This window comes from Micromonospora sp. NPDC048887, from assembly GCF_040649715.1.
In the GTDB taxonomy this organism is placed as follows: domain Bacteria; phylum Actinomycetota; class Actinomycetes; order Mycobacteriales; family Micromonosporaceae; genus Micromonospora.
The window spans coordinates 1-24,107 of sequence record NZ_JBEZGA010000027.1 but is presented as its reverse complement, the minus strand read 5'-3'; the positions used below and the strand labels follow the sequence as shown (position 1 = coordinate 24,107).

Annotated in this window: 21 protein-coding genes; 5 read left to right on the top strand and 16 right to left on the bottom strand. The window is 73.7% G+C overall.

The window, feature by feature from the left end; all coding sequences use genetic code 11:
- Positions 1–10 precede the first annotated feature (10 nt).
- Complete coding sequence (locus AB0C17_RS28060; protein WP_357481222.1) at positions 11–1,306, bottom strand: DNA polymerase III subunit delta'; 1,296 nt, start codon at positions 1,304–1,306, stop codon at positions 11–13.
- Entirely contained in the window at positions 1,303–3,459 is a 2,157-nt protein-coding gene (gene tmk / locus AB0C17_RS28055; protein WP_357481219.1) for a dTMP kinase, read from the bottom strand. The genes AB0C17_RS28060 and tmk overlap by 4 nt, the downstream gene beginning before the upstream one ends.
- A gap of 217 nt (positions 3,460–3,676) precedes the next feature.
- Here tmk and AB0C17_RS28050 point away from each other — a divergent pair, with 217 nt between their 5' ends.
- On the top strand, positions 3,677–4,885 hold the full coding sequence (locus AB0C17_RS28050) for an amino acid deaminase/aldolase (protein ID WP_357481216.1): 1,209 nt from the start codon (positions 3,677–3,679) through the stop codon (positions 4,883–4,885).
- A gap of 64 nt (positions 4,886–4,949) precedes the next feature.
- Here the strand turns inward: AB0C17_RS28050 and AB0C17_RS28045 are convergent, their stop codons facing one another.
- On the bottom strand, positions 4,950–5,525 hold the full coding sequence (locus AB0C17_RS28045; RefSeq protein ID WP_357474607.1) for a TetR/AcrR family transcriptional regulator: 576 nt from the start codon (positions 5,523–5,525) through the stop codon (positions 4,950–4,952).
- 228 nt (positions 5,526–5,753) lie between these two features.
- Here AB0C17_RS28045 and AB0C17_RS28040 point away from each other — a divergent pair, with 228 nt between their 5' ends.
- A complete protein-coding gene (locus AB0C17_RS28040; protein ID WP_357481213.1) occupies positions 5,754–7,058 on the top strand; it encodes a D-arabinono-1,4-lactone oxidase in 1,305 nt (434 codons plus the stop codon).
- Positions 7,059–7,105: 47 nt separating this feature from the next.
- On the opposite strand, the gene topA is transcribed toward AB0C17_RS28040, so the two are convergent.
- From topA to AB0C17_RS28010, 6 genes are all read right to left on the bottom strand, one after another.
- On the bottom strand, positions 7,106–9,940 hold the full coding sequence (gene topA, locus AB0C17_RS28035; RefSeq protein ID WP_357481211.1) for a type I DNA topoisomerase: 2,835 nt from the start codon (positions 9,938–9,940) through the stop codon (positions 7,106–7,108).
- A 267-nt stretch (positions 9,941–10,207) separates the two neighbouring features.
- Positions 10,208–10,816 (bottom strand): hypothetical protein, encoded by a 609-nt coding sequence (locus AB0C17_RS28030; RefSeq protein WP_357481208.1) that lies wholly within the window; start codon positions 10,814–10,816, stop codon positions 10,208–10,210.
- Entirely contained in the window at positions 10,807–11,349 is a 543-nt protein-coding gene (locus AB0C17_RS28025; protein ID WP_357390696.1) for a hypothetical protein, read from the bottom strand. Before AB0C17_RS28025 ends, AB0C17_RS28030 begins: the two co-directional genes overlap by 10 nt.
- A 101-nt stretch (positions 11,350–11,450) precedes the next feature.
- A complete protein-coding gene (locus AB0C17_RS28020) occupies positions 11,451–13,802 on the bottom strand; it encodes a sodium-translocating pyrophosphatase (RefSeq protein ID WP_357390698.1) in 2,352 nt (783 codons plus the stop codon).
- A gap of 316 nt (positions 13,803–14,118) precedes the next feature.
- On the bottom strand, positions 14,119–14,556 hold the full coding sequence (locus AB0C17_RS28015; protein WP_357390700.1) for an ATP-binding protein: 438 nt from the start codon (positions 14,554–14,556) through the stop codon (positions 14,119–14,121).
- Positions 14,556–14,906, bottom strand: a complete 351-nt coding sequence (locus AB0C17_RS28010; protein ID WP_357390702.1) for an STAS domain-containing protein — start codon at positions 14,904–14,906, stop codon at positions 14,556–14,558. Before AB0C17_RS28010 ends, AB0C17_RS28015 begins: the two co-directional genes overlap by 1 nt.
- Positions 14,907–15,030: 124 nt before the next feature.
- Here AB0C17_RS28010 and AB0C17_RS28005 point away from each other — a divergent pair, with 124 nt between their 5' ends.
- The 3 genes from AB0C17_RS28005 to AB0C17_RS27995 all read left to right on the top strand — a co-directional run bounded on the left by AB0C17_RS28005 (position 15,031) and on the right by AB0C17_RS27995 (position 18,821).
- A complete protein-coding gene (locus AB0C17_RS28005; RefSeq protein WP_357481204.1) occupies positions 15,031–17,484 on the top strand; it encodes a DEAD/DEAH box helicase in 2,454 nt (817 codons plus the stop codon).
- A gap of 292 nt (positions 17,485–17,776) precedes the next feature.
- A complete protein-coding gene (locus tag AB0C17_RS28000) occupies positions 17,777–17,983 on the top strand; it encodes a hypothetical protein (RefSeq protein WP_357390706.1) in 207 nt (68 codons plus the stop codon).
- Between the two features lie 259 nt (positions 17,984–18,242).
- Positions 18,243–18,821 (top strand): hypothetical protein, encoded by a 579-nt coding sequence (locus tag AB0C17_RS27995; protein WP_357390708.1) that lies wholly within the window; start codon positions 18,243–18,245, stop codon positions 18,819–18,821.
- Positions 18,822–18,868: 47 nt separating this feature from the next.
- Here the strand turns inward: AB0C17_RS27995 and AB0C17_RS27990 are convergent, their stop codons facing one another.
- From AB0C17_RS27990 to ssd, 7 genes are read right to left on the bottom strand one after another with little or no spacing between them, the layout of a single operon-like run.
- Positions 18,869–19,321, bottom strand: a complete 453-nt coding sequence (locus tag AB0C17_RS27990) for an Rv3654c family TadE-like protein (protein WP_357390710.1) — start codon at positions 19,319–19,321, stop codon at positions 18,869–18,871.
- The gene (locus AB0C17_RS27985; RefSeq protein ID WP_357390712.1) at positions 19,318–19,752 is read right to left on the bottom strand and encodes a TadE family type IV pilus minor pilin; all 435 of its coding nucleotides are present in this window, start codon (positions 19,750–19,752) and stop codon (positions 19,318–19,320) included. Before AB0C17_RS27985 ends, AB0C17_RS27990 begins: the two co-directional genes overlap by 4 nt.
- Positions 19,753–19,805: 53 nt before the next feature.
- Positions 19,806–19,973 carry a DUF4244 domain-containing protein gene (locus AB0C17_RS27980; protein ID WP_013283643.1) on the bottom strand — a complete coding sequence of 56 codons (168 nt, stop codon included), beginning with the start codon at positions 19,971–19,973 and terminating at the stop codon, positions 19,806–19,808.
- 23 nt (positions 19,974–19,996) lie between these two features.
- Entirely contained in the window at positions 19,997–20,725 is a 729-nt protein-coding gene (locus AB0C17_RS27975; RefSeq protein ID WP_357390714.1) for a type II secretion system F family protein, read from the bottom strand.
- Positions 20,725–21,513, bottom strand: a complete 789-nt coding sequence (locus AB0C17_RS27970) for a hypothetical protein (protein ID WP_357481201.1) — start codon at positions 21,511–21,513, stop codon at positions 20,725–20,727. The genes AB0C17_RS27975 and AB0C17_RS27970 overlap by 1 nt, the downstream gene beginning before the upstream one ends.
- On the bottom strand, positions 21,510–22,718 hold the full coding sequence (locus tag AB0C17_RS27965) for a TadA family conjugal transfer-associated ATPase (RefSeq protein ID WP_357481198.1): 1,209 nt from the start codon (positions 22,716–22,718) through the stop codon (positions 21,510–21,512). The genes AB0C17_RS27970 and AB0C17_RS27965 overlap by 4 nt, the downstream gene beginning before the upstream one ends.
- Positions 22,715–23,818 carry a septum site-determining protein Ssd gene (ssd, locus tag AB0C17_RS27960; protein ID WP_357481195.1) on the bottom strand — a complete coding sequence of 368 codons (1,104 nt, stop codon included), beginning with the start codon at positions 23,816–23,818 and terminating at the stop codon, positions 22,715–22,717. Before ssd ends, AB0C17_RS27965 begins: the two co-directional genes overlap by 4 nt.
- Positions 23,819–24,107 lie beyond the last annotated feature (289 nt).

Here is a 24,107-nt window from a genome sequence, read left to right as displayed (position 1 = left end):
CGGGCCCGGCTCAGCCGCGCCAGAGGGCCAGCATCATCGCCTCCACAGCGATCCGCGGCTTGACGTTCGCCTCGATCGCCGCGCGGCACTCAAGCACCGCCTCCAGGCGGCGCAGCGAGCCCTCGGCGTCCCACTTCTGCGCGCCCGCCCCGGCGAGCGACGCGGTGTCGGCGTGCACCGGGGCGACGGGCGCCCGCAGCGCCATGGTGAGCGCGTCCCGGTAGAACCCGGCCAGGTCGACCAGGGCGCGGTCGAGCGCGTCCCGCTGGGCACGGGTGGCCCGCGACTTCTGCCGCTTCTCCAGGTCCTTGAGCTGACCGGCCGCGCCGCGCATGGCGCCGGCCGCGCCCCGGCCGGTGCCGCCCGCGCCGAGCGCGGTCTGCAACGCCGTACGCTCCGCCTCGTCGATCTCCGCGACGGAGGCGGCGGCCTCCGCCTCGGCGGCCTCGATCAGCGCCGAGGCCGCGTCGAACGCCGCGCCCACGCCGGTCAGCCGGCGCGGTACGGCCAGCACCGCGTCCCGCCGCTGCCGGGCCTCCGGGTCGCGGGCCAGCCGCCGGGCCCGGCCCACGTGCCCCTGCGCCGCCGCGGCGGCCCACTCGGCCACGTCCGGCGCGATCCCGTCGCGGCGCACCAGCACCTCGGCCACCGCTGTCGCCGGCGGCTGCCGCAGCGGTACGACCCGGCACCGCGACCGGATGGTCACGGAGATGTCGTCCGGGTGGGTGGACGGGGTGCAGAGCAGGAAGACGGTACGCGGTGGCGGCTCCTCGATCGCCTTGAGCAGCGCGTTGCCGGCGGCCTCGGTGAGCCGGTCGGCGTCCTCGATGATCACGATCTGCCACCGGCCGCCGGACGGCGCGCTGGCCGCCCGCAGCACCAGCGCGCGCATCTCGTTGACGCCGATGGACAGGCCCTCGGGCACCACGACCCGCACGTCCGCGTGGGTGCCGGTGAGCGTGGTGTGGCAGCCGGGGCAGCTGCCGCACCCGGTGCCGTGCACGCACTCCAGCGCGGCGGCGAACGCGCGGGCGGCCACCGAGCGGCCCGATCCGGGCGGGCCGGTGAAGATCCAGGCATGGGTCATCCCGGCGCCGGGATCGGCCTGCGTGGCCGGTACCGGAGCCGGATCGCCGTCGTAGTCCTCGGCGAGCGCGTCGAGGTCGTCGTACCCGCCGGCCGGCTCGCCCGCGCGGACGGTCACCGACGCGGCGGCGCGCAGCAGCGCGGCGGCCGAGGCGGCGGCCCGCCGCAGCGTGGCCACCGCCTCGTCCTGCCCGACCAGATCGCCGAAGACGTCTGTCATCTTCGGGGTTGCTCCATCGTCACCAGCTCCGCGTCGGATAACTCGGGCTGGACCGAGGTGTCCGGGCCCTGCGCCGGACGGGGGTGCACGATCCCGCCGGGATCGGCGAGGAACTCACCCACCCGGCCGGCCACCGCCTCGGCGATCTCGTCCACCGGGCGGGAGGCGTCGAGGACCAGGTAACGCTTCGGGTCACCGGCGGCCAGGTCGAGGAAGGCGTACCGGACCCGCTCGTGGAACGTCAGCGACTCGGCCTCCAGCCGGTCGGTGCCCTCGTTGCGGCCCTCGACCCGGTTCAGGCCGGTACGCGGCTCGACGTCGAGCAGCACCACCAGGTCGGGCTTGAGGCCGCCGGTGGCCCAGGAGGAGAGCCAGGAGACCTCGTCCACCGGAAGCGTCCGGCCGGCGCCCTGATAGGCCAGCGACGAGTCGACGTACCGGTCGCTGATCACCACAGCGCCGCGCACCAGCGCCGGGCGGACGACGGTGGCCACGTGGTGCGCCCGGTCGGCGGCGTAGAGCAGCGCCTCGGCGCGCGGCGACGGCGCCTCGTCGGGAGCGGTGCCCAGCACCAGGGAGCGGATCCGCTCGCCGACCGGCGTGGCGCCCGGCTCGCGGGTGACCACCACGTCGTGGCCCTGCGCCCGCAGGCGCTCGGCGAGCACGGCGAGCTGGGTGGACTTGCCCGCGCCCTCGCCGCCCTCGAAGACCACGAACAGGCCGCTGGAGACGAACGGCTCGGCCGGCATCAGCGGACGGCCCCGGATCGAGCCCCACAGGTCGGCGAGGACCGGTACGCCCTTCTTGTCGTCCATCTGGCCGAACGCGCTGATGCCGGCGATGATGCCGGCCGCGCCGGCGGCGAGCAGCAGCAGACGGGTCGAGGAGATGGAGATGCCCAGGTCGGCGATGGTGAGCTGGCGGGAGCCGCCGACGCCGACCAGGAGGCTGCTCAGCGCGATGGCCAGGATCAGCACCAGCCGGGTGCCGATCTGCACCACGGCGAAGACCCGGCCGCGTACCTCGTCGGCCACCTCGCCGCCGAGCAACGTGGTGCCGGCCAGGAACGCCATGCCGGCACCCGCGCCGACCAGGATCGCGCCGAGGATGGCCATGGACAGGTGGATGGCGAAGGCGAGCACCAGCACGGAGGCGCTGGCGAGCACGATGCTCATCCCGAACCAGCGGCGGCGGGACATGTCCCGCACGATCATCGGCCCGAGCCCGATGCCGAGCGCCAGGCCGACGAAGATCGCGCCGAAGAGCAGCGAGAACGCGGCGTCACCGGCGCCGAGCGAGTTGGCGAAGAACTTGGCGGTGCCGACCACGATGCCGCCGCCGGCGAACGCGCCGAAGATGCCCAGCACCAGGCCGCGGACGAGCGGGGTCTGGCCGATGTATTTCCAGCCCTCGGAGAACTGCCGGAACATGCTCTGCTCGGAGCGTTCGGTCTCGCCGCGCTGGGCGTGGCTGATCTCCTTGATCCCGAACGCCACCACGAGCGCGGTGGCCAGCCGGGAGAAGGCGTTGAACCAGAGCGCGAGCTGGGCCGGCTCGGCCCAGTCGGGCAGGTCGCCGCCGACCGCGCCACGGACGCCCCGGTCCAGCACAGCCAGGGCGACGGCCGCAGCCACCGGCGTGAGGCCGTACGTGGTGATCAGCGTGAGCTGGTTCGCCGCCTCCAGCCGGGTGCGCGGGATCAGGTTGGGGACCGCCGCCTCCTTGGCCGGGATCCACAGCAGGGTGATCGACTCGATCAGGAACGTGGCGATCAGCGCCCAGCCGACCACCAGCCCGCCCGCCGCGCCGGTGAGCGCGTACAGCGGGATCGAGGCGAACAGCACGAAGCGCAGCAGGTCGCAGATGACCATGGTCCACCGGCGGTCGAACCGGTCGGCGAACACGCCGGCCACCGGGCCGAGCACCAGCGCCGGGAGCAGCCGGATCGCCGTCACACCGCCGAACGCGGCACCCTGGGCGGTGCTGCCGGAGACCTGGGAGGCGGCAAACAGCGCGGTGGCGAGCAGACCGAGCCAGTCGCCGAAGGAGGCGGCGCTGAGCACGATCCACAGCCTGCGGAACGGCCGGATGCGCAGCACCGAGCGGATGGCGCTGAGACCGGAGTGGTCGGCGGCTGTCCCGGGCGACGACACGCCGGGCGACTCGCCGCTGTTCTGGCTTTCGATGGCCGTACCTCCACGTGCCGGCCCAGGTCTGGGCATCCCCGGTGGAACACTCTAGTCGCGCAGGAGAGGTCGTCCCCCGCGACATTCACCTGCTCGCCGAGCCTAGGCCGCTGAGACCACCGGCCGCAGCCCGGACAGACGCGAGGGTATTTCGCATTGCCGTCCAGACAGTTAGCGTGCAGACGTGGCCATCGACCGTGACAAAACTCGCGATCGTCTCGACCGGGCGACCGCTCACCTCGACCCGCCGTACGCCGTGGTCGACCTCACCGCGTTCGACGCGAACGCCGAGGCGCTCGCCGGCCGGTCCGGCGGCAAGCCGCTGCGCGTGGCGAGCAAGTCGGTACGGGTCCGGGAGCTGCTGACCCGGGCGCTCAAGCGTCCCGGCTGGCACGGCGTGATGGCCTTCACGCTGCCCGAGGCGCTGTGGCTGGTCCGCTCCGGCGTGAGCGACGACGTCCTGGTGGCGTACCCGACGGCGCACCGGGGCGGCCTCGCCGAACTGGCCGCCGACCCGGCGCTCGCCGACGCGGTGACGCTGATGGTCGACGACGCCGCACAGCTCGACCTGATCGACCGGGTGTGCCCGCCCGCGCGCCGGCCCGCGCTGCGGATCTGCCTCGACCTGGACGCCTCCTGGCGACCGCTGGGCGGCCGGGTGCACGTCGGCGTGCGCCGCTCCCCGGTGCACAGCGCCACGGCGGCCGGCACGCTCGCCGCCGTCGTCGCCGCCCGGCCCGGCTTCCGGCTGGTCGGCCTGATGTCGTACGAGGCGCAGATCGCCGGCCTGGGCGACGCGCCGCCCGGGCAGGCGGTGCTCGGCTCGGCGATCCGGGTCGCGCAGCGCGGGTCGTACCGGGAACTGCTCGCGCGCCGCTTCGCCGCGGTCAGCGCGGTACGCGAGCACGCCGACCTGGAGTTCGTCAACGGCGGCGGCACCGGCAGCGTGGCCGCCACCAGCGCCGACCCCGCGGTCACCGAGGTCACCGCGGGTTCCGGCCTGTACGGGCCGACGCTGTTCGACGCGTACCGTGCCTGGCAGCCGACCCCGGCGGCGTTCTTCGCCTGCGCGGTGGTCCGCCGCCCGGCGCCCGGGCTGGCGACGGTGCTCGGCGGCGGCTGGATCGCCTCCGGCCCGGCGGCGGACAGCCGGCTGCCACGGCCGTGGCTGCCGGCCGGGCTGAAGCTGCTCGGCGCTGAGGGCGCCGGTGAGGTGCAGACCCCGCTGGCCGGGAAGGCCGCCGACGACCTGCGCGTCGGCGACCGGGTGTGGTTCCGCCACGCCAAGGCGGGCGAGCTGTGCGAGCACGTCAACGAGGTGCACCTGGTCGAGGGGGACGCGGTGGTCGCCACCGTGCCGACCTACCGGGGCGAGGGGCACGCCTTCCTCTGATCTGCTCCACCACGTGACGACGGCGGGCCCCGGCGCCTCGGGAACCCGCCGTTCACCGTGTCGCTCAGCCCTGGTGGGCGGCCTCCGGGAGGGCGTTCACCTGCCGGTGCAGGTACTCCCGGATGAGCGCCTTCGCCTCGACCAGCACCCGCTCGTCGCCGTCGGTGCGGCGGCGGAAGGCCAGCTTGATCAGGGCGTCCGCGGCCTCCACCGCGACCTCCAGGTGGAACCGCAGGTCGGGCACCCCGGCCAGGCCGAAACGCTCGGTGAGTACGCGGGCGAGCTGCTCCGCGATGACCCCGTTGTTGTCCCGCTGGTCGTCCAGCAGGTGCAGGTCGACCACGTCGCCGAAGTGCAGGGTACGGAAGCCGGGGACGGTGCGGTGCATCGAGATGTACTCGTCGATCGCCGCGTCGACGCCGTCCCACCAGTAGGTCAGGTCGTCCGAGGAGAACCGCTCGTCGAGCCGCTGGAGGTAGGACTCCATGGTGCGCAGCGTCAGCGCCTGCACTATCGCCCGCTTGTCCGGGAAGAACTGGTAGACCGACCCGATCGCCACCTCGGCGCGCTCGGCGAGCAGGGTCGTGGTCAGCCCTTCGTACCCCACCTCGTCGACGAGCTCGGCGCAGGCGTCCAGCATCCGCTGGACCCGCGCGACACTTCGACCCTGCACCGGTACCCGACGCAGCGGCCCGGTCGTGGCGGCTGGTGTGGACACTCGGCGCCACCCCCCTTCGACGGATGAACATATCTGCACGTCACGAGTCTGTGACTACCGGTACAACGAGCCGGGCTCGATTGCGGTATTTACCAGGCACAACGTTCCTGATATGAATTCACTTCATATTCATGTCGAGGAGTGGCCGTCATGACCGGTACCCCCACCTGGTCCAACTGGGCCGGCAACCAGCACAGCACCGCGCTCCTCACCGTGCGTCCGCGTAGCGTCTCCGACGTCGTCGAGGCGGTCCGCCAGGCCGCCGCGGCAGGCCGGACCATCCGCGCCACCGGCAGCGGCCACTCGTTCACCGCCACCGCCGTCGCCGACGGGCACCGGATCGACCTCGCCGAGTTGGAGACGGACGTCACAGTAGATGTGACGCGCCGCCTGGTCACCGTACCGGCCGGGATGACGTTGCACACGCTCAACGATCTGCTCGCCGGGCACGGGCTGGCGATGCCGAACCTCGGCGACATCGACGCCCAGACCATCGCCGGCGCGCTCTCCACCGGCACCCACGGCACCGGGGCGAAACTGGGCTGCCTGTCCACATTCGTGGCCGGGCTGACGCTGGTCACCGGCACCGGCGAGGTGCTGCGCTGCTCGGCCGAGGAGAACCGCGACGTGTTCGACGCCGCCCGCGTCGGGCTCGGCGCGGTGGGCGTGCTGGTCGAGGTCACGCTGCGCTGCGTGGACGCGTTCGTGCTGCGCGCGCACGAACGCCCGGCCCCGCTCGCCGAGGTGCTCGACGACCTTCCCGGCCTGTACGAGGCGCACGACCACGCCGAGTTCTACTGGTTCCCGTACACCGACCGGGTACAGGTCAAGACCAACGACCGGGCACCTGCCGACGACCGGCCGCTGCCCCGCTGGCGCGGCTGGCTCGACGACGAGTTCCTCTCCAACACCGTCTTCGCCGGCGCCTGCCGCCTCGGCCGGGCCGTACCCGCCGTCGCGCCCACGATCAGCGCCGTCTCCGCCCGCGCGCTCACCGAACGCACCTACACCGGCCGCTCCGACCGGGTGTTCTGCACCCCGCGCCGGGTCCGCTTCGTGGAGATGGAGTACGGCCTGCCACGCGAGGCGCTGCCCACCGCGCTGACCGAGCTACGCCGGATCGTGGACCGGCTGCCGTTCAAGGTGCTGTTCCCGGTCGAGGTGCGCTTCACCGCCGCCGACGACATCTGGCTGTCCCACTCGTACGGGCGGGACTCCGCGTACATCGCCGTGCACCAGTACGTGGGCATGCCGTACGAGCCGTACTTCCGGGCGTTCGAGCAGGTGGCGACCGAGTTGGGCGGCCGCCCGCACTGGGGCAAGATGCACTGGCGCGACGCGGACTCCCTGGCGAGGGCCTACCCGAGATTCGCCGACTTCCAGTCCGTCCGCGCCCGCCTGGACCCCGCCCACATCTTCCAGAACCCGTACTTGGCCCAGGTCCTAGGCTCCTGAAGATCTTGGAAGGAAAGGGCCCTCATGAGGGCCCTTTCCTTCCAAGATCACTCGTTCGGGGTTGAGGTCGCCTTCTTGGGAGCGGCCTTCTTCGCGGGGGCCTTCTTCGCCGCGGTCGTCTTCTTCGCCGCAGCGGTCGTCTTCTTCGCGGCCGTTGTCTTCTTCGCCGGGGCGGCCTTCTTAGCGGCCTTCTTCTTCGGGGCCGGGCCCTTCGCGCGCTTCTCGGCCAGCATCTCCGACGCCTGCTCCAGCGTCAGCTCCTCCGGTGTCTGCCCGCGCCGCAGCGACGCGTTGAACTCGCCGTCTGTGACGTACGGCCCGAAGCGCCCGTCCTTGATCACCAGTGGCTTCTCGGTGAGCGGGTCGTTGCCCATCTCCCGCAGCGGCGGCGCGGCGGCCCGGCGCTGGCGCGTCTTCGGAGCGGCCAGCAACGCCAGCGCCTCGTCCAGCGTGACGGTGAACATCTTGTCTTCCGAGTCCAGCGAGCGGAACTCGTCACCGCGTTTGACGTACGGGCCGTAGCGGCCGTTGTTGGCGAACACCTCGGTGCCGTCCGGCGCCACGCCGATCAGCCGGGGCAGGCGCAGCAACTGCAACGCCTGCTCCAGGGTGAGGCTGTCCGGCGTCTGCGAGCGCAGCAGCGACGACTTGCGCTCGCCGCTGGCCACGTACGGGCCGAACCGGCCGGACTTGAGCAGGATCGGCTCGCCTGTGGACGGGTCGTCGCCGAGCTTGCGCTCGCCGCCACCGCCGAGGAACAGCTCGTGCACCTTCTCCGGGGTCAGCTCGTCCGGCGCCAGGCCCTCCGGGATCGGCGCCCGGTCACCCTGCGAGCCGCCCTCCTCGCCCTCACCCTCACCAGAGGCCGAACCCGAGGCCGGGGCCGGGGCCGAGCCCGAAACCGAGCCGGGCAGCGCCCGCTGCAGGTACGGCCCGTACCGGCCGACCCGGACGACGACCTCGCGGCCCTCGTCGTCGGTGAACAGCGGGATGGAGTTGACGCTGCGCGCGTCGATCTCGCTGAGGTTCTCGGTGACCAGCTTCTTCAGGCCACCGGCGTGCGCGATGGCCTGGTCGCCGGTGCCGTTGGTGCTGCCGAAGTAGAAGGAGGTGAGGAAGTCGACGGCGGCGTGGTCGCCACCGGCGATCTCGTCCAGCTCGTTCTCCATGCTGGCGGTGAAGTCGTAGTCGATCAGGCGGGGGTAGTGCCGCTCCATCAGCCCGATCACCGCGAACGCCAGGAACGACGGGATCATGGCCTGGCCGCGCTTCACCACGTACCCGCGGTCCTGGATCGTCTGCATGATCGACGCGTACGTGGAGGGCCGGCCGATGCCCAGCTCTTCGAGAGCCTTGACGAGCGACGCCTCGGTGTAGCGGGCGGGCGGCTGGGTGTGGTGGCCCTGCGCGTTCAGCTCGTCGGCGGTCAGCGGCTGGTCCTTCACCAGCGTGGGCAGCCGCCGCTCGGCGTCCTCCGCCTCGGCGTTCTCGTCGTCGCTGGACTCGACGTACGCGCGCAGGAAGCCGGGGTCGGTGATGGTCTTGCCGGTAGCGCCGAAGTCGGCCTCCTCCTGGGCGGAGGAGACGGCGCGGATGCGCACCGACACGCTGGAGCCGACCGCGTCGGTCATCTGCGAGGCGATGGTGCGCCGCCAGATCAGCTCGTAGAGCTTGAACTCCTCGGCGGACAGCTCCTTGGCCACCTCGCCGGGGGTGCGGAAGTTGTCGCCGGCCGGGCGGATCGCCTCGTGCGCCTCCTGCGCGTTCTTCACCTTGCCGGTGTAGCGGCGGGGCTCCGGCGGCACGCTGCGCTCGCCGTACAGCTCGACGATCTGCCGGCGGGCCGCCGTGATGGCCGTCTCGGACAGGTTCACCGAGTCGGTACGCATGTAGGTGATGTAGCCGTTCTCGTACAGGCGCTGCGCGGTGCGCATCGTCTGCTGCGACGAGAACCGCATCTTGCGGGCCGCCTCCTGCTGAAGCGTGGAGGTGATGAACGGCGCGTACGGGCGGCGGCGGTAGGGCTTCTCCTCGACCCGGGTGACGGTGAACGGCTGGTCGGCCAGGCGGGCCGCGAGCCCTCGGGCGCCGCCCTCGTCGAGGTGGACCACGCCCGCGCCGGGCCGCACCCGGCCGGTGGTCGGCTCGAAGTCCTTGCCGGTGGCGATCCGGTCGCCGCCCAGCGCGACGAGCGTGGCGTTGAACGTACGCGGGCCCTCGCCCGGCTTCGCCACCGCGAGCGTGGCCAGGATGTCCCAGTACTCGGCGGTGCGGAACGCCATCCGCTGGCGCTCCCGCTCGACCACGATCCGGGTCGCCACGGACTGCACCCGGCCCGCCGACAGCTTCGGCATGACCTTCTTCCACAGCACCGGCGAGACCTCGTAGCCGTAGAGGCGGTCGAGGATGCGCCGCGCCTCCTGGGCGTCGACCAGGTCACGGTCGATCTCCCGGGGGTTCGCCACGGCGGCCTGGATGGCCGGTTTGGTGATCTCGTGGAAGACCATCCGCTTGACCGGCACCTTGGGCTTGAGCGTCTCCACCAGGTGCCAGGCGATGGCCTCGCCCTCGCGGTCCTCATCCGTGGCCAGGAAGATCTCGTCGACCTCCTTGGCCAGCTTCACCAGCTTGCTGATCTGCTGCTTACGGTCGGGCGAGACCACGTAGAGCGCGTGGAAGCCGTTGTCGACGTCGACGCCGAGCCGTGCCCACGGCTCACCCTTGTACTTCGCCGGGACGTCGGCGGCGTTGCGGGGCAGGTCCCGGACGTGGCCGAAGCTGGCCTCCACGACGTACCCCGGGCCGAGGTAGCCCGAGATCGTCTTGGCCTTCGCCGGTGACTCGACGATGACCAGACGGGTGGTTCCAGCGTTGCTCGGCACGTCTCTCCCCGACCTCACTCCTACGCCATGCCCGCTTCGGGCCGTGTTGCGCCACCCGGACCACACGCGGTCCGGATGTCCAACGTAACGCGCCGTCCGCGTTCCGGGTTTCGTGGGCGGCAAACGGGCCGCCCTCCCGGTGCCCGCCGGCCGCACCCTGCCGGACGGCGTCACGGTACACCGTGGGTAGGGCGGCAGGCGTGTCACTGTGACGATCGCGCACTCCGGCGGATCCGTAGCCGGGTGTCAGGCTTCGGACACCGGCTGTCATCCTCGGGAGCCCGGCCACTCCGCCACCGGCGCCGTCGCCGGCCGTTCCCCCACCAGCTCCGCGAGCCGGGACATCCGCCGTGCGCCGATCCGGAACGCGGGCCCGCCCTCGTCCGGCTCCACGAACGCGGCCGGCAGTCCCACCGCCGCCAGCGCGGCGCGGACCACCGGCCAGGACGGCTCGTCGGCCGGTCCGAGCCGCAGCCGGAAACCGGCCGGCTCGGCCGTGCCGGCGGCGGCCGCCCAGAGCCGCAGCCGCCGCCCGTCCAGGTGGAAGCGGGCCGGTGGCCGCTTCACCGCGCCGCGCAGCCAGGCCCGCGCGAGCGGTGCCAGCATGCTCGTGTACGCGGTGCGCACCCGGTGCCGGCCGTCCTCGGCCGGCTCCCAGCTCGCCGGCACGCCCCGGGCGCCCAGCTCGGCCACCAGCACGTGCACCCGCCAGGCGGCGTCCACCACCACCGAGATCCGGGCGGTGCCGCCCATCCGCCCCACCTCACCCGGCCCGGCGAGCAGGCCGGCGAGATCCGCCAGCGCCGGATCGGCCGCCTCGGTGGAGAACAGCGAGGGCTGGCGGGCGGGGTTCGGGGTGGGAGGGGTCAGCGACACTCCGGAACCTCGTCGAAGGCCTCTTTCAGCTCTGTCGAGTTGAGCTTGCTGGTGTCCAGCGCGCTCGCGTCGTACTCCTTGTTCAGCGTGTCCACTGCGGCGCGCACGCCGTCGTAGAACGGGCCGGCCTGGGCGGTGTCGAGCCGGTCGATGGAGTCCCGGGCCCGGCCGTACGCGTCGCGCATCTTGCCCAGCGACCCCAGGAACCCGGCGGACACCTCGGCGCCGCGCTCGGCCTCGGGCACGCCCGCCTCCTCGACCTTGCGCCGGGCGTCCTCGCTGGCCTGCTCGGCCCCGGCGAACAGCCGGACCAGGTTCTCCTTGGCCTGCGCCGGGGTGGTCTGCGCGGTCATCTGCTGCTGCGTGCTGCTGGTCAGCTTGGAGATCTCCGCGCGCCACGGGGCGAGCGCCTGGCACACCGACGCGGCCCACACCCGGGGGCTGGGACCGCCACCGCACCCGGTGACGACGAGGACCAGCGTGGCCAGGACCACCGTGAGCTTTCCGGCGGTTGCCGCCCGGCGCGTACGCATGCGATGCAGCGTACGACCTCCGGGCGGAACCGCCACCGGTCAGGTTTGCCGGGTGCGGGGTTCCCGGCCGGCCGGGGCCGGCCGGGAACCGTCGCGTGCGATCAGGCGTTCACCGTCTCCGGACGCTGGTCCGGGGTGCCGGCGTCGCTGTCCGAGTCGGTCATCGCCACGCCCTTGCGCTTGCTGAACACCACGGCCCCCGCGATGATCAGCGCGGCGACCACGGCGATCGTGATGCGCAGCGGGTTGTTCTTGTCGTCGCCCACGCTCCAGGCGACGACGGCCGGTGCGATCAGCAGCGAGACCAGGTTCATCACCTTGAGCAGCGGGTTGATCGCCGGGCCGGCGGTGTCCTTGAACGGGTCGCCGACGGTGTCGCCGATGACAGTGGCGGAGTGCGCGTCGGAACCCTTGCCGCCGTGCGCGCCGTCCTCGACCAGCTTCTTGGCGTTGTCCCAGGCGCCGCCGGAGTTGGCCAGGAACACCGCCATCAGCGTGCCCGCGCCGATCGCACCGGCCAGGTACGCGGCGAGCGCACCCGCGCCGAGGCCGAAGCCGACGGCGATCGGGGCCAGGATGGCCAGCAGGCCGGGGGTCATCAGCTCGCGCTGCGCGTCCCGGGTGCAGATGTCCACGACCTTGCCGTACTCGGGCCGCTGGGTGCGGTCCATGATGCCGGGCAGCTCGCGGAACTGGCGGCGTACCTCCATCACCACTGCCCCGGCGGAGCGGGAGACCGCGTTGATGGCCAGGCCGGAGAAGAGGAAGACCACGGCCGCGCCGATGATCAGGCCGACCAGGTTGCGCGGGTTGGCGACGTTCAGCAGCTCGTCGATCAGCGCGGTGGTGTCCTGATTCCCGGTCGCGTCCGCGTACGCCGTCTTGAGCGTGTCGGTGTACGAGCCGAACAGCGCGGTCGCGGCCAGCACCGCCGTGGCGATCGCGATGCCCTTGGTGATCGCCTTCGTGGTGTTGCCGACGGCGTCCAGCTCGGTGAGCGTCCGCGCGCCGTGCTCGTCGATGTCGCCGGACATCTCCGCCACGCCCTGCGCGTTGTCGGAGATCGGGCCGAACGTGTCCATCGCGACGATGACGCCGACCGTGGTGAGCAGGCCGGTGCCGGCCAGCGCGACGGCGAACAGCGACAGCGTGAGCGAACTGCCGCCGAGCAGGAACGCGCCGAACACGCCGGCGCCGATCAGCAGCGCCGAGTAGACGGCCGACTCCAGGCCGACGCTGATGCCGGCGAGGATGACGGTGGCCGCGCCGGTCTGCGAGCTCTTGCCGATGTCCTGCACCGGGCGCCTGTTGGTCTCGGTGAAGTAGCCGGTCAGCGCCTGGATCGCGGCGGCCAGCACGATACCGATCACTACTGCGCCGATGGCGACCAGCCGCGGGTTGCGGTCGACGTCGGTCAGCCCGCCCTCCAGCTCGGCGAACGTGGCCGGCAGGTACGCGAACGCGGCGATCGCGACGAGCACGGCGGCGATCAGCGCGGACAGGTAGAAGGCCCGGTTGATCGCGGTGAGGCCGTTGCGGTCGCTGGCGCGCAGCCGGGTGATGAAGACGCCGACGATCGCGACCAGCACGCCGATGGTGGAGATGATCAGCGGGAAGACCAGACCGGTCTCACCGAACGCCGCCCGGCCGAGGATCAGCGCCGCGACGAGCGTGACCGCGTACGACTCGAACAGGTCGGCGGCCATGCCGGCGCAGTCGCCGACGTTGTCGCCCACGTTGTCGGCGATGGTGGCGGCGTTGCGCGGGTCGTCCTCGGGGATGCCCTGCTCGACCTTGCCGACCAGGTCGGCGCCGACGTCGGCGGCCTTGGTGAAGATGCCGCCGCCGACCCGCATGAACATGGCGAGCAGCGCGGCGCCGAAGCCGAAGCCCTCAAGCACGGTCGGCGCGTCGCCCCGGAAGATCAGCACGACCAGCGCCGCACCGAACAGGCCGAGGCCGACGGTGAGGAAGCCGACCACGCCGCCGGTGCGGAAGGCGATCTTCATGGCGCCCTCGCGCCCGCCTTCCCGCTCCCGGGCGGCCGCCGCGACCCGCAGGTTGGCGCGGGTGGCCAGCCACATGCCGGCGCCGCCGATGAACGCGCTGAACAGCGCACCCACCACGAAGAACGCCGAGCGGCCGACCTTCACCAGCGTTTCGTTGCCGTCGGTGTCGTGCACCGGCAGCAGGAAGAGCAGCACGACGGCGATCACCACGAAGATCGCCAGCGTGCGGAACTGCCGCAGGAGGTACGCCGACGCGCCCTCCTGCACCGCGCCGGAGATCTCCTGCATGTTGGTGGTTCCCTTACCGGCCGCCAGGACCGCCCTGGTGAGGGCGGCCGCGAAGACGAGCGCCACCAGCGCGATGACCGCGGCGATGACGACGTACGTCACGTTGGCTCCGGTAAGGGACAGTGCGCCGCCGTCGGCGGCCAAGGTCCCGGACATCTATGTCCTCCTGTACCGAACAACTCGCGCCGACCCGTGGAGACGCACGGGCCGACGCCTGGATGCGGACTCGCAAGCGCGCGCCGACCCACCCCGGCGGATCAGCGATGCTCCCGTTCCCGCCGGCTACGGGATGGGATCACTTGCTGACAACCCGCGTACTGTAGCCCTCTGGCGTGGCGGAGGTCACACCGAGGGGGCACCGTGTCTCGATGATCTTCGCAACTGTGTTATGCGAAGAAATCTGATATATGGCGCGACCAATACGACGAGGCCGCGCCCCCTGCGGGAGCGCGGCCTGCGTGTGCGAAACGGGTCAGGCGCGGCCGGCCGGCCAGGACATCCGCACCTCGGTGCCGACGCCCTCGTCGACCGGGCGGACCTGGAGATCCTCCACGAAACCGGCGAGCAGCGCGAAGCCCACGCCGGTGGTCAGCGCGTCCTCGCTGAGCGACTCCTTGGCCAGTTCGTCCGGCCCGAGCGCGGCCAGGCCGAGACCCGCCTCGATCGGGGCCCGATCCACCACCCGGACCGTGTAGCCGCCGCCGTCGGACATCTCCACGTACACCGGTTCGGCCAGGCCGTACTGCCTGTGCAACGCGACCGCCCGGGTGCACGCCTCACCGATGGCCAGGCGCACCTCGTCCAGCAGGTCCTCGCGTACGCCGGCCCGCCGGGCCACCGCGACGCCGACCAGTCGGGCGGTGCGCACGTGCACCGGAGCCGGAGAGAAGGACAGCTTGACGGTGGCCATCACGCGCCGGTGGAGTCGGCGGCGATGGCCGCTTCGACTGTCGGATGCAGCGGGAAGACCTGGTCGAGGGCGGTGATCCGGAAAATCTTGAGCAGCGGCTCCTTGTCGCAGACCAGCGCGAAGGAACCCCCGGCCGAGCGCAGCCGCTTGAGCGCGCCGACGAGCACACCCAGCCCGGTCGAGTCGAGGAAGTCCACCCGGCCGAGGTCGACCACCACGTGGCGGGCCCCACCGTCGATCAGCTCCAGAAGCCGTTCCCGCAGGCGGGGGGCGGTGTAGACATCCACCTCACCGCCGACCTCGAGCACCGTGTGCTCCCCCACGGCGCGGGTCGCCAGCGACAGCTCCATCGGCCCCTCCTCGGTAAACTCTCCTGGGCATCTAACCATCTCCCCGTGCGGCCCCTCGGGTCACCGCCAGGGCTCTCCCCTTACCCCCACCCTGCGGTTCCCAATTCCGAACACCAGTGCGAGAGTGCAGGACGTGACCGACCACAGCTCCGGCCCGCGGCGTGCTCCGGGTGAGCTGCTGCACCGGCTGCGGCTGCGCCACAGCTCCGACCCGGTCACCCACGTCGAACGCGTACCGGCCCGCGCCGGCGAACCCGTCGGGTGGCCCGGGTGGGCACCGGAGGAACTGCGGGCGGCGTTCGCGCGGCGCGGCGTCGTCGCCCCCTGGCGGCACCAGGCCGAGGCCGCCGAGCTGGCGTACGCGGGGCAGCACGTGGTCGTCGCCACCGGCACGGCGTCCGGCAAGTCCCTGGCGTACCAGCTTCCCGCACTGAGCACGCTGCTCGCCGACCCGCGCGCCACGGTGCTCTACCTGGCACCGACCAAGGCGCTCGCCGCCGACCAGCTCCGCGCCGTCGCCGGTCTCGAACTCGACGGGGTACGCCCCGCCACCTACGACGGGGACACCCCGCGCGCCGAGCGGGAGTGGATCCGCCGGCACTCCCGGTTCGTGCTGACCAACCCGGACATGCTGCACCACGGCATCCTGCCCGGCCACGCCCACTGGTCCGGGTTCCTGCGCCGCCTCGCGTACGTGGTCGTCGACGAGTGCCACACCTACCGGGGCGTCTTCGGCTCACACGTCGCGCACGTGCTGCGGCGGTTGCGGCGGCAGTGCGCCCGCTTCGGGCGTACTCCCGTGTTTCTGCTGGCCTCGGCCACGTCGGGCGACCCGGCGGCGGCCGGGCGGCTCACCGGCCTGCCCGTCACCGCCGTCACCGAGGACACGTCGCCGCGCGGCGGGGTGACGTTCGCGCTCTGGGAGCCGCCGCTGCTCCCGCCGACCGACTCGTCCGCCGACGCCGACCTCGTCCAGGTCCGGCGCTCCGCGCTGCGCGAGACCGCCGACCTGCTCGCCGACAGCGTGATCGAGGGGGTACGCACGCTGGCGTTCGTGCGGTCCCGCCGGGGCGCCGAGGTGGTGGCCGCGAACGCCCGGCGGTCACTCGACGAGGCGGTGCCCGGCCTGGGCGACCGGGTGGCCGCCTACCGGGCCGGCTACCTGCGCGAGGAGCGCCGCGAGCTGGAACGGGCGCTGCTGCACGGCGACCTGCTCGGGCTCGCCTCCACGAACGCGCTCGAACTCGGCGTCGACCTGGTCGGGCTGGACGCGGTGCTGATCTGCGGCTGGCCCGGCACCCGAGCGTCGCTGTGGCAGCAGGCCGGGCGGGCCGGGCGCTCCGGCGACGAGGCGCTCGCCGTGCTGGTGGCCCGGGACGACCCGCTCGACACCTACCTGGTGCACCACCCCGAGGCGCTGTTCGGGCGCCCGGTCGAGGCGACGGTGCTCGACCCGGCCAACCCGTACGTGCTCGCGCCGCAGCTCGCCTGCGCCGCCCACGAGTCCCCGCTCACCCCGGCCGACCTGGACCTGTTCGGCGAGGGCGCGAAGGAGGCGGTGGACTCGCTGGTCGAGGCGGGGGCGCTGCGGCAGCGGCCCACCGGCTGGTACTGGCGGCACCGGGAACGCCCCGAGGTCGACCTGCGCGGCGAGGGTGGCGCACCGGTGTGCGTGGTGGAGGAGTCCACCGGCCGGCTGCTCGGCACCGTCGACGGCGGGTCGGCGCACTTCCTGCTGCACACCGGCGCGGTCTACCTGCACCAGGGCGTCTCGTACGTGGTCGACTCGCTCGACCTGGCCGACGGGTGCGCGCTGGTGCACGCCGAGGAGCCGGACTGGTCCACCCACGCCCGCGACGTCACCTCGCTGTCGGTGGTGTCGGTCCGCTCGTACGTGGACGCCGGACCGGTCGGCCTCTTCCTCGGCGAGGTGGACGTGACCAGCCAGGTGGTGTCGTACCAGCGGCGGCGCATCGCGACCGGCGAGGTGATCGACACCCGGCCACTCGACCTGCCCGCGCGGGAGCTGCGCACCGTCGCGGTGTGGTTCACGCTCTCCCCCGGGTCGCTGAGCGCCGCCGGTGTCGAGGCGGCCGACGTGCCGGGCGCCCTGCACGCCGCCGAGCACGCCGCCATCGGGCTGCTGCCGCTGATGGCGACGTGCGACAGGTGGGACATCGGCGGGCTGTCCACCGCCCTGCACCCGGACACCGAGGCGCCGACCGTCTTCGTCTACGACGGGCATCCCGGCGGGGCCGGTTTCGCCGAGCGGGCGTACGGCACCGCCGCCGCCTGGCTGCGCGCCACCCGGGACGCGATCGCCGAATGCGGGTGTGAGACCGGGTGCCCGTCCTGCGTCCAGTCCCCGAAGTGCGGCAACGGCAACAACCCGCTGGCCAAGCCGGAGGCGGTGAAGGTCCTCGACGTGGTGCTGACCAACCTCGCCGCGGCCGGTCGCGCGGGCGGCCCGGGCGCGGGCGGCGGCCTGGGTCCGGAGGTGGGGCGCGGTGAGGCGCTGCCCCGCCAGGGCGACCGGGTGGCCCGCCCGGCTCCGGCGACCGGGGGCACACCCGCCTGACCCGCACGGGTCGCGGCCGGCAGGCCGGCCCGCCGGACGGGCGACCCACCAGCCGGAGGTTCGACCGCCGCTTGGAGGGGGTCGCGGTATCGGAAGGCGCTGGATCTCATCACTTCGGCCGACCGGTGCGGATCACGCGATTTCGGAGGGCATGCAGCGGGCCGGTGTGTCTGGTCGGTGGGACGAAGGCATGAGCGTGGTGCGGTCGGGGCATTGATGTATGGGAGCGCTTCCATGCATCATTTCGGTAGCGCACAGGTGACCCGAGACCCGTCCCGCCGGAGGTGCAGCCGTGGCCGACACGATCGCCGAGACCGTCGAACTGCTCTACACCATCGACCAGGAACACCTCACCCCCGACCAGCAGATAGCGCTGGGCACCGCGATGGCCACCCTCGCCCAGGCGGAACGGCTGGAGCAGATCAACGAGCGTCTGCGCGGCATCCATCAGGTCCTGAACACCTGGGCGATGAAGGCCACCGTCGACGGCGGCCGCTGACCTTGGGCATTGCCCGGACGCGCCCGTCGGGTCCGCAGCCCGGCGGGCCGGGCCGGGGCGGGTCGGGCCGGGCGGGTCCGCCGGGCCGGGCGGGTCAGGCGGGTCAGGCGGGTTGCGGCGCGGCGGCGCACACCCTGCGCGACGTGTCGGCGCGCAGGTCCCGCATGGGGTTCTGCCCACCCGGGCAGTGGTGGTGTGATCGGGCCAGCGGCGGTCGGCCTGCTGTGCGAGACTCCGGCGACCCCTCGAAGGAGATCTGATGTCGCCCGATAACCTGCAGGCCCAGCACCGATTCATCATCCGTCAGCGGATCCGGATGATGGTCAACCAGTACGAGGTGCACTCGGTGGCGCCCGACGGCTCCGAAGGAGGGCTGCTCGCGTTCGCGCAGCAGAAGCGGCTCGCCTTCAAGGAGCAGGTGACCATCTACACCGATGACACCAAGCAGTACCCCCTTCTCGGTTTCAAGGCCCGTCAGCGACTCGACCTCGGGGCCACCTACGACGTGACCGACCACGCGGGCAACCCCATCGGGCTGTTCCGCAAGGACTTCGCCCAGTCGCTGCTGCGCTCGACGTGGCACGTCGAGCAGCCCGGCCTGCCGCCCGCCACCGGGCAGGAGCGCAGCATGCCGGTGGCGCTGCTGCGCCGGTTCGTCGACTCGCTCTCCTGGCTGCCGTACCACTTCGATTTCGTGGCCGGCGGCCAGCCGGTGTTCTCGGTCGACCGGAAGTGGGGGCTGCGGGACCGGTACTCCGTGGAGATCCAGCACCCGCAGATCGACCGTCGACTGGTCATCGCCATGGCGGTCGGACTGGACGCCCTCCAGTCCCGCTGACCCGCCGCCCCCGGCCCGGCTCTCGGCCCGGCACTGGCGGCCGCCCGTCAGGACCGGGCCGGGCCGGCCCGGGACGTCGCGGCGGCGTCCCGGGTCAGTCCCGGCAGCGGTGCGACACGTACCCGCGCCGTGACGATGAGGTCCAGCCCGTCGACCCGGCACCCGGTCATCCGGCCGCCGTTTGCGGAGACCAGGTCGGCGGCGCGACCGCAGGCGGCGTCGGTTCCGTCGAGCACCTGCCCGGCACCGGCCAGCGCCCCGAAGTCCGCCGCGTTGCGGGCCTGATGCCGCGCGCACCGGGCCGCCCCGAGCGCGGCACCGAACACCCCGACCAGCACGAACACGAGCCCGATCGCGAGCAGGCACACGGTGGCACCGCCCCGGTCCGCCGAGGACCTGCCGCCGGGCTCCCCGCGCTTCACCGTCCCGCCCGTGATCGGCGGTCCTCCTGCGGCGGGCCAGCGGGAGGACGAGCAGGCCGGGAAATCGTCAGCGCTCACGGCACCGGCCCCGGCGCACCGGGTTCCACTGCGGCCACTGCCTCCCCCGAGACGACCAGGCGAGGCAGCCGCGTACCGAACGTCCGGACCGGGGCCCGGACCGTCGCCGTCACGCGGTCACCGGCGACAGTCACGGCCACCTCCGCGCCGTCCGGGGCGTACCGGGTGCCGGCTGGCGTACCGGGCTCGCCCCGGGCCGCGGCGAGAGCCGCCTCCCGGGCCGCGTCGACACACGCGACCCGGGTGCCCACCGCGTTGACCGCGGTCAGACCGGCGACGAGGAGCATCATGAGCGCCGGCAGGCCGGCCGCCAACTCGGCGGTGAAGGAGCCCCGCTCGCACGCGGCCCACGAGCGCCACCGCCGCCACACCGCCCCGGCCCGGGCGCTGGCGGCGTCCCGGAACGGGCCGGGCTCGGCCGATACGCCCATCGGGACCGCTGAGGTCAGCCACCGACCGTGACGGCCGGCCCGCCGGCGCCCGGTCACTTCAGGGCCCGGTCGATGACGGCGGTCAGCGCGGACTGCACGTTGCCGGAGGTGAGCACCTTCAGCAGGATCCCGGCGAAGGCCACCGCGGCGAGGGTGCCCACCGCGTACTCGGCGGTGTTCATGCCGGCGTCACCCCGCAGGCGGGTGAGGAGCTTGCGCATGTCGTACGTCCCTTCTCGATGGATCACAGCACGTCGCCGAGGACGGCGACGATCACCGGCACCAGACCGGCGAGAATGAAGGCGGGCAGGAAACACAGCCCGAGCGGCAGCACGATGAGCACCCCCGCCCGGCGGGCCGCCGCCTCCGCCGCTGTCGACCGTTCGGCACGCAGGTCGTCGGCCAGCCGGGTCAGCGCGCGAGCCAGTGCGGCACCGCTGTTCGACGAGCGGACCGCCGCCGCGACCACGGGTTCGGCCCCGGCGACGCCGCTCAGGTGCGCCCATGCCTCTCCGGGGCCGCCACCGAGCTGCAGCGTGCGGCCGACCCGGCCGAGCCGGTCCGCGAGCGGCCCGCCGAGCGCCTCGGCCACGGCGAGCGCCGAGCGGTCGACCGGTGCGCCCGCCCTCAGCGCGGCGGCCAGCAGATCCGCGGCCAGCGGCAGGTCGGCGGTCTCCCACAGGCGCCGTTCCCGGACGGCGCGCGGCTCGATCCGGCGCAACAGACGGTCGGCGGCGACACCGGCAAGCAGCCCGAGGAACGCTCCTGTCGCACCGCCGACCACCACCGTCACGGCGATACCGGCCAGCGCCGCGCCGAGGCGTACCCGATCCGGCCACCACGCCGGGCGGGCCGGCGTCGGCACCGGGGCGAGCCGGCGCAGCCGCCGCGCCGGGCGGGCGACCGGACCGGCGACGACCAGCAACGACGCGGCACCGCCGAGACAAACGGCGGCCAGCACCTGCCGTGCCATCAGGCGGCCCGTCCCGGCGTGACGCCGAGCCGCTCGGCCCAGAGCAACCCGCCGGCCTGCAACACGACCGCCGCGATCGCGCTACCGGCGCCCACCGGCGTGTGCAGCAGCACCGCCACCGGGTCGACCCCGATGCCGTAGCCGAGACCGATCCCGCCGAGCGGCAGCGCCGCGAGCAGCCAGGCGGTCGCCCGCGCCCCGGCGGCCTGGGCGGCGGCAGCCGCAAGGCCCCGATCGGCGGCGCGGGCGTCGGCCTCGATCCGTTCCAGCAGGTCGGCGAGCGGCGCGCCGGTCCGGTCGGCCAGCCTTCCGGCGGCGCGGGCCAGCCGGGCGACGCGTCCCGGACCGGCGTCGGCACCGCCGTCGACAGGTAGCCCGGCCCGCAGGTCTGCGGCGACGGCGGCCAGCCGGTCCAGGTCGCGGCGGTGCGCGAGTGCGGCCGCCCGGTGGGTACGCCGGCGCAGCACCGCCCGAGCCGCGAGCACGCCGTAGGTGGCGAGCACCACGGCGGCCACCGGGCCACCGAGCAGCGCTCCGGCCACGGCCCCGCCCAGCGCCGCCGCGGGCAGCGCACGTCGGGCGGAGAGGCATGGCGCGGCGGCCCACCGCCGGATCCGACGTCGTGGCGGGTCCGGCGGTGCCGGACGGGCACCCTCCACCCGCTCGCCTGGGATGCGTGCCGTACCCAGAACCGCCAGCCGCCGGGCGCGACCGGCCCGTACCGGCCAGGCGACGGCGACCGCCGCGGCGGCCAGCAGCAGGACCGCCTGCCACAGGTGACCGGTCACGACGGTTCCCCCGGGTCAGGCCAGGCAGCCTGGAGGATCGGCGGCACCGGCGCTCCCCGCTCCCGCACCAGTCCGGCGAGCGTCCGGGCCGCCGGACCGAGCCCTCGGCCGCGTACCCATGCCGGGACCACAGTCACCACCCGGTCGGGCCCGTCGGGCAGCAGCAGGCCGATGGAGTCCAGTACGCGTCCCTCGCCGGTACGGCGAAGCTGGAGGACGACCTGCAACGCGGCGGCGACCTGGGCGTGCAACGCGAGCCGGGGCAGACCGCCGAGCATCCCCAGCGCCTCCAGCCGGGCCGGGACGTCGGCAGGGGCGTTCGCGTGCAGCGTCCCCGCCCCGCCGTCGTGGCCCGTGTTCAGCGCGGCGAGCAGGTCGACCACCTCGGCGCCCCGGCACTCGCCCACGACCAGCCGGTCCGGCCGCATCCGCAGCGCCTGCCGTACCAGGTCGCCGAGCCCGACGGCACCGGCACCCTCGACGTTCGCGGTGCGCGCCTGCAACCCGATCACGTGCGGGTGCACCGGGCGCAGTTCGGCGGCGTCCTCCACCAGCACGATCCGCTCGGTGCCGGGCACCAGCCCGAGCAACGTGTTGAGCAGCGTGGTCTTGCCGGAGCCGGTGCCGCCGCTGACCAGGTACGCGAGGCGGGCCGTGACGATGGCGGCCAGCAGCGGGGCGACCGGCCGGGACACGGTGCCCCGCTCGACCAGTTCGTCGAGGGTGAACGGCCGCTGCCGGAAGGTACGCAGCGACAGGTAGGGCCCGTCGGTCGCCACCGGAGGCAGCACCGCGTGCAGCCGGGTGCCGTCGGGCAGCCGCGCGTCCGCGTACGGGGAGGCGTCGTCCAGTCGCCGCCCGGCCGCCGAGGTGAGGCGCTGCGCCAGGCGGCGTACGTCGTCGAGCGTGCCCAGTGGCACGGCGACCTGACGCAGTCCCCGCCCTCTGTCGACCCAGACTCGGACCCCGTTCACCAGCACGTCGGTGACCTGCGGGTCGGCGAGCAGCGGCGCCAGTGGACCCGCGCCGACCAGGTCGTCGTGCACCCGGTCGGCGATCCGCAGCAGCGTGGTGTCACCGAGCACCGCCGCCGCCGGTTCGGCGCGTACCGCGGAGACGATGGCCGCCGGCGTGACCGGGGTGGCCTCGGCGGCGAACCGGTGCCGGACCCGGGCGGCCAGCTCCCCCGGTTCGGGCGTGGTCACGCCGCACCAGCCGCCGACGAGCCGATCATCTCGTCCACGAGCCGCTGGCAGAGCGCGGCGAGCGGCCCCTTCCCGCTCGCGCCCGGCGCCTCGCCCCGCTCCAGCCCACGGCACAGTCCCGGCTCGGGTCGCAGCGTGCCGGCGAGCGGCAGGCCCAGCGCCCGGGACACCTCGGCCGCGCGGAGCCGACCGGGCGCCGGGCCGCGCACGATGACCGAGAGGTCGACGCAGTGTGGCGCGGCGACAGCGGCGACCCGGGCCGCCGCGGCCGCCGCCCTCAGCTCGGCCGGTACGACGAGCAGAGCGCGGTCGGCGGCCTGGAGCGCGATCACCGCCGCGTCGTCGAGGTGCCGGGGCAGGTCGAGCACCAGCAGATCCCGCCCTCGCCGTCCGGCGTCTACTGTGGCGGCCATCGCCTCAGCCGGCAGGTGCCGCAGGTCGCCCCGGTCCCAGGAGAGCACCACCAGATCGCCTCGGCTGGGCAGCGCGCGGATCAGCGACGGCGGGTCGACCCGCCCGTCCGTGCCGGCCAGTTCGGGCCACCGCAACCCGTCGAGCTGCTCCCACCCGAGCACCAGGTCGAGACCGCCGCCGAGCGGGTCGGCGTCGACCAGCAGCGTGCGCAGCCGGGACCGGGCCGCCGTGACGGCGAGCCCACCGGCCAGCACGCTGGCCCCGGCGCCTCCCCGCCCGCCGAGCACCGCCACCACCCGGCCCGGCCCCGGGCCCGCCGGCCCGGCCACGCATTCGGCGAATCGGTCGACCAGCCAGGGCTCGGCCGCCGGCAGCGTCGCGACGTGCTCCGCGCCGATCAGTTCGGCCAACTCCGTACCCGGATCGAGCTCTCCGGAGCGACCGACCAGGACCGTGCGGGCGCGGCGGGGAAGGCGTGCCCGCAGGCAGGCCGCCGCCTGGTCGGCGCCGACGAGCACCAGCGGCGCCGGGGCCCAGCGGGCCCGGGCGGCGGCCGGATCGGCCGCCAGCTCGACCTCGGTGCCGCCGGCCGCCGCGAGTCGCAGCAGCTCGTCGAGGAGGTCGCCGTCGGAGGTGACGAGCAGGGGCAGACGACGGTACGGCGGAAGCGGGGTACGGGGCGGCATGGCGGCCTCCATCAGTCGGACTCGGACGTGCCGGGTGCAGCCTGCCCGGCCGGACGGTGCGAGACCGGTGCCCTGTGGACAACCGAGAGGGTTGTGGACAGACCTCGGTACGCCGGTTGATCTGCTATGCGCCCGAGACGAAGGTGTCGAGTGGACCGTCTGCCGTTGACGCCAGAGACCGTCGTTGACCTCCTCTAGGGCCTGTGTCGAAGTCGGTCACAGCCATTCGTTGATGGCGGCGACGTGCACGGTGGCCGCGTAGCGCACGGCGAGTTTGTCGAAGCGGGTG

Bases quoted from the DNA above. Each gene is read 5' to 3' on its own strand.
- AB0C17_RS28060 (WP_357481222.1), bottom strand. From the start codon at position 1,306: ATGACAGACGTCTTCGGCGATCTGGTCGGGCAGGACGAGGCGGTGGCC.
- AB0C17_RS28040 (WP_357481213.1), top strand. From the start codon at position 5,754: ATGACCGGTACCCCCACCTGGTCCAACTGGGCCGGCAACCAGCACAGC.
- AB0C17_RS28020 (WP_357390698.1), bottom strand. From the start codon at position 13,802: ATGTCCGGGACCTTGGCCGCCGACGGCGGCGCACTGTCCCTTACCGGA.
- AB0C17_RS28010 (WP_357390702.1), bottom strand. From the start codon at position 14,906: ATGGAGCTGTCGCTGGCGACCCGCGCCGTGGGGGAGCACACGGTGCTC.
- AB0C17_RS28015 (WP_357390700.1), bottom strand. From the start codon at position 14,556: ATGGCCACCGTCAAGCTGTCCTTCTCTCCGGCTCCGGTGCACGTGCGC.
- ssd (WP_357481195.1), bottom strand. From the start codon at position 23,818: ATGCCGCCCCGTACCCCGCTTCCGCCGTACCGTCGTCTGCCCCTGCTC.
- AB0C17_RS27980 (WP_013283643.1), bottom strand. From the start codon at position 19,973: ATGCGCAAGCTCCTCACCCGCCTGCGGGGTGACGCCGGCATGAACACC.
- AB0C17_RS28025 (WP_357390696.1), bottom strand. From the start codon at position 11,349: ATGCGTACGCGCCGGGCGGCAACCGCCGGAAAGCTCACGGTGGTCCTG.
- AB0C17_RS28045 (WP_357474607.1), bottom strand. From the start codon at position 5,525: ATGCTGGACGCCTGCGCCGAGCTCGTCGACGAGGTGGGGTACGAAGGG.
- AB0C17_RS27995 (WP_357390708.1), top strand. From the start codon at position 18,243: ATGTCGCCCGATAACCTGCAGGCCCAGCACCGATTCATCATCCGTCAG.
- AB0C17_RS27985 (WP_357390712.1), bottom strand. From the start codon at position 19,752: ATGGGCGTATCGGCCGAGCCCGGCCCGTTCCGGGACGCCGCCAGCGCC.
- AB0C17_RS27975 (WP_357390714.1), bottom strand. From the start codon at position 20,725: ATGGCACGGCAGGTGCTGGCCGCCGTTTGTCTCGGCGGTGCCGCGTCG.